The sequence below is a fragment of the Erwinia sp. V71 genome (genome assembly GCF_965644245.1).
Classification (GTDB): domain Bacteria; phylum Pseudomonadota; class Gammaproteobacteria; order Enterobacterales; family Enterobacteriaceae; genus Erwinia.
On sequence record NZ_CBFFRK010000030.1, the window covers coordinates 26,199 to 39,398 of the forward strand.

At 53.6% G+C, this 13,200-nt stretch carries 6 protein-coding genes and 3 pseudogenes; 5 read left to right on the forward strand and 4 right to left on the reverse strand.

From position 1 onward, the window contains the following. Positions 1-93: 93 nt before the first annotated feature. Positions 94-1,626: an MFS transporter gene (locus tag ACSZO1_RS09150; protein ID WP_437611710.1), complete on the forward strand. Its 1,533-nt coding sequence runs from the start codon at positions 94-96 to the stop codon at positions 1,624-1,626. On the opposite strand, the gene ACSZO1_RS09155 is transcribed toward ACSZO1_RS09150, so the two are convergent. The 4 genes from ACSZO1_RS09155 to ACSZO1_RS09170 are packed head-to-tail and all read right to left on the reverse strand — an operon-like array spanning position 1,611 to position 7,258. Beyond that, on the reverse strand, positions 1,611-2,360 hold the full coding sequence (locus ACSZO1_RS09155) for a thioesterase II family protein (protein ID WP_323711225.1): 750 nt from the start codon (positions 2,358-2,360) through the stop codon (positions 1,611-1,613). The two genes, ACSZO1_RS09150 and ACSZO1_RS09155, sit on opposite strands and share 16 nt — an antisense overlap. Continuing rightward, positions 2,357-4,753, reverse strand: a complete 2,397-nt coding sequence (locus tag ACSZO1_RS09160; protein WP_437611712.1) for an ABC transporter ATP-binding protein/permease — start codon at positions 4,751-4,753, stop codon at positions 2,357-2,359. The genes ACSZO1_RS09155 and ACSZO1_RS09160 overlap by 4 nt, the downstream gene beginning before the upstream one ends. Then, entirely contained in the window at positions 4,746-5,717 is a 972-nt protein-coding gene (locus ACSZO1_RS09165) for an ABC transporter permease (RefSeq protein ID WP_437611714.1), read from the reverse strand. Before ACSZO1_RS09165 ends, ACSZO1_RS09160 begins: the two co-directional genes overlap by 8 nt. Continuing rightward, positions 5,714-7,258, reverse strand: coding sequence for an ABC transporter substrate-binding protein (locus ACSZO1_RS09170; protein ID WP_437611716.1), 1,545 nt, complete (start codon positions 7,256-7,258; stop codon positions 5,714-5,716). The genes ACSZO1_RS09165 and ACSZO1_RS09170 overlap by 4 nt, the downstream gene beginning before the upstream one ends. 301 nt (positions 7,259-7,559) lie before the next feature. Here ACSZO1_RS09170 and ACSZO1_RS09175 point away from each other — a divergent pair, with 301 nt between their 5' ends. The 4 genes and pseudogenes from ACSZO1_RS09175 to ACSZO1_RS09190 all read left to right on the forward strand — a co-directional run. After that, positions 7,560-9,593, forward strand: coding sequence for a TonB-dependent siderophore receptor (locus ACSZO1_RS09175; protein WP_437611718.1), 2,034 nt, complete (start codon positions 7,560-7,562; stop codon positions 9,591-9,593). Positions 9,594-9,728: 135 nt separating this feature from the next. Next, positions 9,729-11,237: pseudogene (locus ACSZO1_RS09180) on the forward strand ((2,3-dihydroxybenzoyl)adenylate synthase); the annotation flags it as partial. An 87-nt stretch (positions 11,238-11,324) separates the two neighbouring features. Next, positions 11,325-12,587 (forward strand): annotated as a pseudogene (locus tag ACSZO1_RS09185) (salicylate synthase); the annotation flags it as partial. 132 nt (positions 12,588-12,719) lie between these two features. After that, positions 12,720-13,130: pseudogene (locus tag ACSZO1_RS09190) on the forward strand (ISL3 family transposase); the annotation flags it as partial. Positions 13,131-13,200 lie beyond the last annotated feature (70 nt).

Consider the following 13,200-nt stretch of genomic DNA (forward strand, 5'->3'; position numbering starts at 1 on the left):
ACGTTACTAAAGACAAATATAAATGATAATCATTATCACGATGGTTTTTTAATACAATTTGTAAATGACGGGATGAAAATAAGGAATAACGGCATGTTAATGAATGAAGAACAGGCAAAAAATCGTAGATGGACCACACTGGTGGCCGCATTGAGTGCTGCTATCATGACGCTGGACATCACAGTCGTGAATATTGTGCTACCAAAAATAGGTGAAGGTTTCCTTACTAATCTCGCACAGTTACAGTGGGTAATTAATGGATATACCCTGAGCTTTGCTGCCTTGTTATTGCTGGCTGGCGCCATCTCCGACCGGCTGGGTCGGCGCCCGATATTTTTGTGTGGTAATGGATTATTTGTTTTGGCTTCACTGGGCTGCGCACTGGCACCTACCATCAATGCGTTGATCGTTGCCCGTATACTCCAGGGCGCTGGCGGTGCCATGGTATTGGGGACTGCGCTGGCACTGATTGCCAGTGCCTGTGAGGGTGAATCACCCAAGATTCGCACCAGCGCGGTGGGATTATTTGCCGCAGGGGGAGCCGTGTCAGCAGCAACTGGCCCCCTGATTGGCGGTATACTCATCCAATGGGCCAGTTGGCCATGGCTGTTTGCCATCAACATCCCCGTCGGATTACTGATCATTTTTCTCACCCTGCGCCATGTTGATGAAAAACCCGTACCCGCACCGCGTTATCCTGTCGATGTTGCTGGCGCGGTTTTCGTCACTCTCAGCCTGTTTAGCCTCAACTACGCCGTACTCAACTTTTCATCTGATGCCACTCCCTTTGTCCGCCTCGCACTGCTCATCGGGATCACTTCGGCTTTATTGTTTTTATGGATTGAGGCTCAGCGGGGCGATCGCGCCCTGCTGCATTTACGTTTGTTTCGCATCCCTACGTTCCTGGCGGCAATCCTGCTCAGCTTTGCAGGCCGCATTTTCAGTTTTGGCTTGCTGCCGTTTATTACGCTTTGGCTGAGCGGCCTGTTGCACTATTCGGCGTGGCACACCGGTTTGATTCTTTTGAGTCAGTCACTGGCGATGGTGGTCGCCGCCGGATTAAGTGGTCCGCTTTCAAGACTGATTCCAGTCCGCATAGTGCTGGCAATTGGCATGTTCATTGTGGCTCTCGGTCTGACCCTCAGTAGCCATGTGCAAATCCACAGCGACTGGCTGGTGATCCTTCCGCTGCTGTTGATGCTGGGTATCGGTGCTGGATTAACCATGCCGCATCTGATGGATCTTGCTGTTAGTGTTGTTCCTGCACATCAGGCTGGCGCAGCATCGGGCACTGCAAATACGTTCTTCCCGCTCGGTACCGCCGTGGGTATCGCGTTGTTTGGACTGTTACTCAACCATGTGATCCAGCAAGCTTTGCCGCTCTCCCTGTTAAGTGCCACTGGTATCAGTCAGCCTGCATCAGCCCTTCAGGCCATCAGCAGCGCGCAGTTTGATGTGCTGAATGCCGTGCCCGAATTGCAGCAACGGGCCTTGCGGGCATGGGTAGATGGATTAAACCTCTCATTCCGCGTTGCCGCCGTTGCAAGCGCCCTCGCTGGTCTGGCGGCACTGTGGTTGATTCGTCCGGTACAACCACAGCCAGAACAGACTCAGGACAGTGTCTGAACCTCACTTAAGCGTGCCAGTAATCTTGAAAGAAGTGGCTGTAAGTGTTCCCTGAAGTAAAAATGTCCACCGCAAAAACAGTCCAGGGTGAAACTGGCTGTTGTCCAGCTTGCCCATCCTTCCGCCTGCTGCTGATCAAGTTCCGGATCTTCGCTGCCCATGAAGGCGGCGATGGGACATGACAGCAGCTGTCTGGAACTCAGTTGCCACTGCTCAATCAACGCATAATCCGCCCGCATCGTGGGCAGAATGAGTTCGCGCATCTCGGGTAGGGTCAACAACACGGGATCGGTGCCGTCCAGGCGCAGTAACTCACGGCACAGTGCTTCATCATCCTGTTGATGTAAAAGGCCGGGCTGATGAAACTGCGGCGCCTCACGGGCGGACACCGCCAACAGTTGCGGTGGAGGTAAATCATCGCATTTCAATGCCAGAACCGTTTCATGCGCGACAACGGCTCCCATACTGTGGCCGAAAATAGCCCAGTTCTCGCCAAGATGCGGAGCAATAGCCCGCGAGACTTCCCCCACCAGCTCCGGCATTGTCGCGGGGATGGGATGCTGCCAACGCTCCAGACGACCGGGATAGCAGATCACATTCAATTCAATTTCCGGCGGAAGATGTTCACGCCAGCCGCGATAGAGACCAGCGTTGCCGCCCGCGTGCGGCAGACAAAACAGTTGCAACTCAGGCTTAATGTATCCGCTTAATGTTCGTATCCAGGGGGAAGTCAACGCGTTGTCTCCTCTGTAAGTTGTACTGCTGAAATGAGCCGGGATGTCACGGAATGCGTGGGCCTTGCAAGCAATTCGGAAACGCGCCCCTGTTCGACAACCCGCCCGTGCTCGACGACCATGAGTAAACCACCCAACTGTACTGGAAGGGTCAAATCATGAGTGACCATTAACAGAGCGATACCCTGCTGTTGCAACTTTTGCAACAGCAGGGTCAGCCCCATACGCGTCGGCCCATCTACGGCGCTGGTCACTTCATCACACAACAACACGTCAGGGCGGGTAATTAATGCTCTCGCAAGTGCCACACGCTGCTGCTGACCGCCGGAGAGTTGCGACGGTTTTCGAGCAAGCAAATGGGCCTCAAGCCCGACCTGCGCCATCACGCTGATGACCCTCTGTTCACACTGTTCAGCACTTAATGTAGGATCGCTGAGACGCAGAGGACGGCGCAGCAACGCACGCACGCTATAGAAAGCATTCAGGGAGCTGGCGGGATTTTGTGCGACATATTGCAGCTGCCATTTTTGCGACGGGCTGCGTTGATGAATGCTGAGAGGTAGCGGCATGTTATGCAGACTTAAGGTGCCGGTGGCATCAGTTTGTAAACCTGCCAGAATGCGCATAAGAGTGGTTTTACCGCCGCCGGATCGGCCCGCAATGGTCAGTGTCTCACCACGTCTCAGAGAAAACTGTACTGAGGTCAGTGCAGTGCGTCCGCCATAAGCAGCCCCTACGGCCTCAGCACTCAGGACGACCTGAGCAGAGGAGGCTTCCTGCTCAGGGATGGGGCAAGGCAACCAGGCATTGAGCAGGCGCTGACCGGCCTGGGTACCAGGTGTGCGCAAAAATGCCTGAGTGGATTGTTGTTCAACCACTTCCCCCTCTGACATCACCAGAATCCGGTCGGCTATCTGACTCGCCTGTGGTAAATCGTGTGCGACAAACAGCACGCTCATCTGATGCGCGCGCGCAGTGGAGGCGATCCAGTGCATCACCGCCTGGGTACTCAATCCATCCAGCGCGCTGGTCGGCTCATCCATCAGTAGCAAGCCAGGATAGCCAAGCATAGCAGCCACTGCCATCACGCGTTGCAGTTGTCCGCCAGAGATTTGATGTGGATAACGCCGCAAAAAAGCCGCATCATCGGGCAGCCCCAGTTGACGGAAATGAGACGTCACCTGCTGATCGCGTTGAGCATCTGTGAGTCCGCGACGCGCGGCCATCCATCGTAAATACGTGCCCAGCGTTTGCGAAGGTACCATGCTCAGACGGGGATCTTGCGGTACAAAGCCAACGTGCCGGGCACGCAGCTTTCTCAATGCTCGGGCATTGATTGAAAAGAGCGACTGCCCCGCGAGCCATACCTCACCGCGAATGGCAGTTGTGGCGTCAGGAAAGTGCCCCAGTGCCGCACGCAGCAAAGTACTTTTACCACTGCCTGAAGTACCAACCAGCGCCGCAATTTCCCCCCTTTTTATCTGCAGCGAAACGGTGTTGATCAACGTCTGTTCAGGAAGTTCCACGCTAAGCTGTTGAATATTTAGCCTGCTATCGGCAATGCTTTGTGCGTGCGAAAACGAGGCCACCGGAGGAGGCGCATATCTTCTGCGCGCATAAACAAACAATCCATCCAGACTCAGGTTCAGAGGAATAAGCAGCAGCAGGATAGCAAAGATCGGCGCGAGGGTTGCCCAGGGTTGAAACGATAACCCCTGACGGTTCTCCATGATCATCAGCCCCCAGTCAGCCAGGGGTTGTTGCGCCGCCAGCCCAAGGAAACTGGCGGTGGCCAAAATGAAAATGGCTGCCAGCAGGCGAAGGCCAACATCTGCACTGAGCAGGGGTAACAGGTTAGGCATGATCTCCCGAAAGAGAATCGCTGCCAGTGACTCCCCCCGACAGCGCGCCATGTCGACGTAATCTTGCTGTAATTGTTGCAACGTCGCGGCACGAACCAGACGGAAAATATCGGGCACCATCACCAATATCGCCGCAACCACTGCGGCCGTATAACCGCGCCCGCTAACGGTGACCACCAGTGTCAGTAACAGCAGCCCCGGAATACTGAGCAGGATGTCAGCCAGCAACAACAACATCCGTTCAATCCAGCGTCCTTTCAACGCCGCAAGCATCCCCATCAGTCCGCCAATCAGCCAGGCCAGTAATACGCTCAGGCAGGCCAGCAATAAGAGTTGTTGACCACCGCTGAGCAGGCGGCTGAAGACGTCTGCGCCGAGATAATCTGTCCCCATCCACGCCACTGAATTTGGCGAAGCAAAGGGCATATCACGTATCTCATCGATCGCATAAGGTGCCAGCCAGGGGCCGATAAGACCGATGAATGCCATCAGGCTGAAGAAGACGAATCCTGCATATGGCCGTTTACGCATCGCGCCCTCCCCGGAAAGCAGCAGGGTTAAGCAGCCCGGTCAAACTATCCGCGAGGAGATTCAGTAGCACCGTCAGTGTACACATCACCATCGAGATGCCCATCACCACTGGCGTATCGCGCGATAGCGTGGCATTAAGAAGTGCCGCTGCCAGGCCTGGCCAGCCAAACAGTTTTTCTGCAACCAGTGCGCCAGCAAACAGATAAGTGATGTAACGTGCCAGGACCGGTAAACAGTGGCCTAATGCTTCGGGCAGGATCCAGTGCAATACCACGCGGTATTCCGCTATTCCATTCAACCGGGCGCATTCACAGGCTGGAGACTGAGAAGCACGCATAACACCAAGGCGGACCAGTTTGATGTTCTGCGCTAACGCGACACTGAGCAGTGTCATTATTGGCAAAATAAACAGTGACCACTGTGACCACAACGACTGGCCCGGGGAGAGAAGCGAAAGCGCAGGCAACCAGTGAAGCGTTAACGAAAACACCATTACCAACAGTGTGCCCGTCACAAATTCCGGTAACGCCGCGAATCCCAGGGAAAGAAGACTGATGCCCCTGTCGATGACACTGCCTGGATGAAGCCCACAATAGATGCCTAAGCCCAGGGCGATCACCACCAGCAACACGCTGGCGCTGGCCCCTAATGCCAGTGAGCTCCCTCCACGCTCGCGAATGAGCGTACTTACGGATCGCCCGTTTAAGTAGCTGGTCCCCCAGTCACCGTGCATGACACCCTTGGCCCACTGCAGATAGCGTGCAGCTAAAGGCTGATCAAGACCCAGTTGCGCGCGTAACGCCGTCACCTGCTCGCGACTCCCCGTCCCCGCCAGACGCTGGCTGGCAGCATCACCTTTAACCAGCGACATGGCACAAAAGATCATCACCGAAAGAAGCCACAAGGTGAAAACCGCCTGCGATGCACGCCATAGCAGGCGCTTAATTAAAACCTGACACTTCATGCTGAACGCAGCCAGGCATCACGCAGCAGCGGATAGTCAAAGAAGCCAGCCGCTTTGACGCCAAACACACCTGGTGCAGAAGCGGCAATAGACGGAATTCGCGCAAATATCGCGTCACCGCCATGCTGCCACAGGTAGTGCTGGACATCAGCAACACGCTGGCGCAACGCATCACCGCGTGCTGCCTGCATCGCATTCATCAGATCGTCAAGTTGCGGCGTAGCCGGGCCGGTGAATGACCAGGGAGCCGCATGGCCATAATAGAATGGCAACGCAACGGGCAGCGGCATCGGGCGATAGAGATTGGTTTGTAATGGTGTATTCAGCAGCAGATTAAAATCGCTGTAGTAATCGGCAGCGGGAACGCGGTCCAGTTGCAGATCAAATCCCGTCCCTTTTACCTGGCGTAGCAGTAATGTAGCGCTTTCGGCCGTACCGTATTCGTAGTCGCTGGTGCGTATCTTTGCAGCAACAGAGGCTATGCCTGCCTTCTGCAACAGCGCACGGGCACGTTCAGGATCGTAATGGCGGGTCGGCAATTCCCCATTGAACCACGGTTGCCCCGCGCCCAGGGCATCATTTGCGACTTCGCCTAATCCCATGGTCACTGCGCGTACCATCGTTTCCCGGTCAATCGCATATTTCAGCGCTTCGACAACCGCGGCGTGATTAAAGGGCGCCTTACTGAGATTCATACTAAATGCCAGATTGCTCATCTCCGATTTCGGAGAGTGCCACAGTTTCACTGCCGGATTAGCTTGCTCTGATCGCGCGGTGAGTAGCGCCATCCCCCCCACATAATCAAACTGCCCCGTTTTCAAACCGTTGAGACGTGCAGTGGTGTCACCGACGCTGTAGAGTTGAATCTCATCCAGCCACGGACCACCGTTTGCCGCATCCCAATAGTCTGAACGCGCCTGCAACACACTTTTATCCTGTGACCAGGATTTGAGTATGTAAGGTCCACTCCCCACTGCCGCAGTAAAGTCCTGCGTATTTTCTGGAAAAATAAAGATTGACTGCGCCAGTAATAAATCAAATGAACCCACCGGTTTGTGCAACTGCAATGTCAGTGTGCGATCATCCTCAAGACGTGATGCCGTCAGATCGAGCGGCTTCAGCCAGCCACTTTGGCTACCCGGCTGGCTCATCCAGGTACGCAGGCTGAACATCACATCTTTGCTGGTGAGTTGACGACCATCACTGAATGTGACGCCCTGCCGAAGTTTTACGGTCCAGCGTGTCGCATCGTGATTAGGATCTGCAGATTCCATCAGGCGCCATACGATACGTTGATTGTCTACTTCCGCTAATGAATCCCACACTAAGCGTGCGCGTACATAGTCGATATTACTGTTGGTGGATCGCAACACGTCGGTTGAATCACTGCTGGAACCTGCGAACGCGGCACGCAGTATTCCACCTCTTCGCGGCTTGGGTTCATCTGCCCATGCCAGCGGTAAAAACCCATTGCTGAGCGCGATACCCGCGCCAATACCCATTGTTTTTATCAGTGTTCTTCTGGTTAAACTCTGGTTCATATCCCCGCCTCTCCCTTAACGAAATCTTTAAATTTCCGCTTCATTAATGACCACGTCATATGTTATATCATTACATAACCACCAACGCTATTGATAATCATTCTCAAAATAAGCATTAAGAAAACCTTTTATTATTTTCAGGCAGAGGATTGTTATGGAACGCACCGCTTCGTATTTGGCAGGAAAAAAAATCACACAACGCGCAGTAACGGGCCTTTCACTTTCATTATTCACCCTCGCGCTGCAAAGTGCCTGGGCGCAGCAAAATAATTCGACCATAACAGTGATAGCACAGGATGAGGTGTCACACGGAAGCAGGCTTTCGGCAAAGGAAAGCAGCAGCGCAACTAAAACCACGACACCGCTGGTGGAAACACCGCAATCAGTGTCAGTGATCACCCGTCAGCAGATGAATGACCAAAACTCACGCAGCCTGAACGAAGCACTGCGCTACACGCCAGGCGTGGCGGCCGAGCAATGGGGCGGCGTAACCGCATTTGATCAGTTCACTATTCGCGGGTTTAATTACAGCGACACTGGCTATTCCGATGTGTTTCAGGATGGTTTACGCAATACCAATGGCCTGCTCTTTGGTGTGCAGCAGGTCGACCCTTTCCTTCTGGAACAGATCGATGTCTTACGCGGACCCGCGTCCGTGCTGTATGGGTTATCAAATCCCGGCGGTGTCATTGCTCTCACCAGCAAATTGCCGACGCGTGAAACGATTCGTCATGTAGAAGTTGAAGGTGGTACGCAGAATTACGGACGGGTCGGCCTGGACTTTGGTGGCGCAGTGAATGACAGCGGAAGCGTACTCTATCGCTTCGTCGCCACCGGCCATCTCGCCGACGGCATGCAGCAGGGCACGAAACTCAAAGGCTATGCGCTGGCCCCCTCCATCACCTTTAATCCTGATGACAACAACAGTCTTACGCTTTACTCACGCTTTCAGTACGACCCGGATTTGGGGGTGATCACTTCTTTGCCTGCCTATGGCACGGTGTTCACCAACCCAAATGGCAAACTGCCGCGGGATGCTTACCCGGGTGAGCCAAACCACAACACCTTTAGTCGTAAACAATCAACCGTGGGCTACAGCTACACCCATAATTTCAGCGAAGACTGGTCCACGGTCTTAAAAGGCCGCTATTTCGGCGAAACGTCCAATTATGATGCAGTGATCATGTCAGGTCTGAACGACGATATGCGCACCATTAGCCGCAATACCGCAGTCTCTGACGAGCATTACAACACACTCAATTTTGATAATCAGATCCACGGTTTTTTCGATACCGGTGCATTGAGTCATGAGTTACTGACGGGTGTGGGCGTTGACCATATGCGCGGCCAAACTTACTACGGTAGTGGCAGCGTGTCATCTCTTGATATTTATCATCCTGACTATGGTGTCGCCGAATTTGGCCCAACCGCGCTGTGGCAGGATAGCCGCGTTTCATCCACGCAAACGGGCGTCTATCTGCAGGACCAGATTGCCTGGCAGCAGTGGCGTACCACGGTGGGTATCCGCCACGACTGGAGCAAAATCATCAATAAAGATTTTCTCTATGGCCAGAATTACGAGCAACACGATCAGGCCACCACGGGACGTGTTGGCCTGAATTATCTGTTTAACAATGGCATCTCGCCTTATTTCACCTGGGCGCAATCTTTCCAGCCGGTTGCCGGTCTTTCTCGCGATCAACAACCCTTTAAACCCAGTCGCGGCGAACTCTATGAGTTTGGCGTGAAGTATCAGCCACCGGGCACCACGACCCTGCTTTCTGCCGCTGTGTACAACCTGACACAGGACAAGAGCCTGAGCACTGATCTGGCGAATTCCGCTTTCCAGACCCAGGGCGGAAAAATTCGTGCACGCGGGCTGGAGCTGGAGGCACGGGGCGCCTTAACCGAACAGTTCAGTGTGATCGGTAGCTACACACTGCAGCAGGTGAAGTACACCCAGGACACTCAAGGACGCGAAGGCAAAACCCCACTGCGCGTACCACGGACATTTGGTGCGCTATGGCTGGACTGGCAGGCGCCAGCAGGCACAGAGGTTGAGGGTTTAGGCGTCGCTGTGGGGGGGCGTTTCAGCGGCGGCACCAAAGGAGGGACCATGGACAATCAGTTTAACACCGGGGGTTATGGCCTGATGGATGCTTCAATTCGTTATGAGCTCGGCAAACTCGATCCTTCTTTACGCGCTGGCAAAGTGCAACTGACAGCACAAAACCTGCTGGACCGCAAAGTTGTCGCGGGTTGCTATTCCACCGATACAGGCTGTTTCTGGGGTGCAGGCCGTCAGGTGATTGCCAAATTTAGCTGGGACTTTTGATGTAATTGCCGGCCAGTAGTCGGCAATCCTTTTTCGGCAAGGAGAAAGATGATGAACGAACGTCAACGTTACAGCGCCTGGAGTGACAGTGAGCGTGAACACTATCGACAAAATGACTATTGGGTCGATCAACCACTGGGCGAACAGTTACGCCAGTGGGCAATTCGGCAACCCACCAGCATAGCACTGGTGGCAGGAAAGCAGCATCTGAGTTACGCCGGGCTGGATAATCTGGCCGACAGACTTGCTGCGGGATTAGCCGCGCGTGGGATTCGCTCACAAGATAATGTGTTGCTGCAGTTGCCAAACTGTATTGGCCTCGTGGCAACACTGTTCGCTCTGTTCCGTCTCGGCGCACGCCCGATTCTTGCCATGCCTGGCCAGAAAGCGGCAGACATTGATGCCTTGAGTCAACTGGCAGAACCCAAAGCCTGGTTTTATCCTCATCACTATCTTGGGCATGACTATCAAACATTGGCATCGGATATGGCAGTTAAACATCCCGGTATGCAACGCTGGCAGGTGAATATCCATGACGATGCAGACTCAGTGATGACAGCGTTTCAGTCCGAGCCCCAGCCTTTGCCTGCACCGCATGCAGAAGATATTGCCCTCCTCCTCCTTTCTGGTGGCAGCACCGGTACGCCCAAATTAATACCACGCACGCACGCCGATTACTTTTACAACGCACGTCGCATGGCGGAGATCTGCCAGCTTTCCAGCCAAAGTGTGTATCTGGCGACATTGGCTGTGGCACACAACTTCACCCTCTCCTGCCCGGGAGTGCTGGGCACGCTATTCTCAGGCGGCAAAGTGGTGCTGGGGCAAACCTCAGGCTGTGATGAAGTGTTCCCTCTTATTGAGCAGGAGAAAGTCACTTTCACTGCACTGGTACCACCGCTTGTCACCCTGTGGCTGGAGTGTCGGGCATGGGATGAAAGTGACCTCTCCAGTTTGCAATTTATTCAGGTAGGGGGAGCACGGCTGGATAGTCAACTGGCAGCAAAAGTCAAACCCACCTTTGACTGTCAGCTGCAGCAAGTTTTCGGTATGGCTGAGGGACTAATTTGTTGCACACGGCTTGATGATAGCGATGACGTAATTTTACACACTCAGGGTCGTCCGATTTCGGATGCGGACCAAATAAGAGTGGTGAATCAGGATGGACTTCCCGTAGGAATCGAAGTCTCCGGTGAACTTCTTACCCGCGGCCCCTATACTATCGGCGGCTATTATCGCGCTGAAGCGCAAAACCTGCAGGCGTTCACACCGGATCATTTTTACCGTTCTGGTGACCTGGTGCGCCTGACCGATGCGGGCAACTTCGTCGTGGAAGGTCGGCTCAAAGAGCAAATTAATCGTGCCGGTGAAAAGGTGGGTTGCGCAGAGATTGAGTCGTTTATCGCTAATCACCCTGATGTGGCAAGCTGCGTCGTAATTGGTGTTGAGGATGCACGCCTGGGTGAACGTATCTGTGCCTGTTTACCGGGTGATACCCACCTGACACTGGCTGATTTACGTGGCTACCTGCAGCAACAAGGTGTCAGCAATAATAAACTGCCTGACCAGTTATTACCTGTTAAGCGTTGGCCATTAACCGCCGTTGGCAAGATCGATAAGCGTCAGCTGGCGGATATTGCCATGCTTGCCCTGGACAGCAGTGAGTCCAGCCATACCCTCATCCTGCAGGCTGACCCGCTCGATGTCATTTATCACTTGCTGAAGAACGAATCTGATTGTCACATTGCCTATGAGCGCGACGAATGCTGGGATATTGGAATAGGCAGTCAGGTAAAAATCTCACTGTATGTTGATCGTGCTGAACTTACCCTGCCCAACGCCGTGGAAAAGAGCTGGCAAGGTGGCAGCTGGCAGACAAATCTGCAACAGGCGCTGGATGCGATTCCCTTTAGCGACTGGCAGGCTTATGGTGTGAGCCATTTCGAGTTCTCACACCTGATACACGATGTGCAGCCAAAACACTTACCTGGGGCAACGCCCCTGCTGACCCTCTTTATCCCGCATGTGCAAATCAAATTAAAGCCGGGGGAAGCACAACTGATCGCGTCTTCTGATCAGGATTTATCGCAACTGGTGAAGCGTGTTCAGGCGGCGGATCGTGTTGCAGTGTTTCCAGAACCTGATGCTCAATGGCAAGCTTCAATCGCCAAACAGATTCGCGAACAGGATGCGCGCGACTATTGCCAGCGCGTTGCCCTGGCAGTGGAAGAAATTCAGCGCGGTGAATATCAGAAAACTATTCTTTCTCGTCGAATAACCCTTGCCGCTCAAGTCGATTTATTAGCTAGCTATCACGTTGGCCGCCGATTCAATACCCCGGCACGTTCGTTTGTTGCCCGATTGAATGACGATCACTTCATTGGGTTTAGCCCTGAGACGGTGGTTGAAGTCTCTGATTCTGGCGCAGTCAGCACTCAACCACTGGCCGGTACGCGAGCACTTACCGCTGACGAGGCCGAAAATCGGCGATTGCGCGAAGTGCTCAGTAACGATACGAAAGAAATTGCTGAGCATGCAGTGTCCGTCAAGCTCGCCATTGAAGAACTGCTCCCCCTATGTGAGAACCATTCAACCCACGTCAGCGATTTTATGCATGTCTCACTGCGTGGCAGTGTGCAGCATCTGGCCTCTCGGATAAAAGGACAACTTCGCAAAGAGTTCAATGCCTGGGATGCCTTTGGTGCACTGTTTCCCGCAGTAACTGCTTCGGGGATACCTAAGCGCCCGGCGATAGAAGCGATTCAGCGACTGGAGCCGGTCTCACGCGGTGCCTATAGCGGCAGCGTGTTCATGGTCAATAGCCAGGGTGAAAAGGATGCGGCGCTGGTGCTCCGCTCGCTTTATAAGCATGGTCGTGGCGTGGCGTTACAGGCTGGTGCGGGGATTATTGACCAATCGTTGCCTGACAGGGAGCTGGAAGAGACCATCGAAAAATTACAGTCGGTTAGCCGTTTTATTATTCCAGATAAATGAGAATAATTTTAAAGGGCTGTTATGGCCCTTTAAAATCAGCCATGTGAGTGATTGGGGGGTGCGACAATTCCCTGGGCTCGTTTATTGAGTGATGCCGAGTTTTCGTTGGTACCTTTCCAGGCTGACTTCACCTGGCGACAGCTTGATACCGGCCTGTTCGCCACAATCGTCGAAGCCGATGTTCCCCACATTACGTGCCCGAAATATGGCTGCCAGACGTTGCCAGTTCCGTGGACGGGGCCATGCGGCCGGTATACGCTGCTGTTTGAATCGTTCGTTCTCTCATGGCTGAAAATCAGAACCGTTGACGCGGCCATGAAACAACTTAAGTTCAGCTGGAATGCGGTTTACGACATTATAACCCGGACAGTTAAGCGAGGTCTTGCCCGAATAGAAAAGCCATTATCAGCCCGTCATATGAATGTGGATGAGGTAGCCTTTAAAAAAAGGCAGCGTTATATGATGGTGAGTTCCGATCGCTATGGACGGGTGCTGGCCTTAACGGACGCCCCTGGTACAGATAGTCTTACTGGCTATGGAAGGTGCGATTTAATCGTCAATTATGAGAACATAACCCTTTCTTTGACATAGACTTTTCACGATGCCCGCTCTT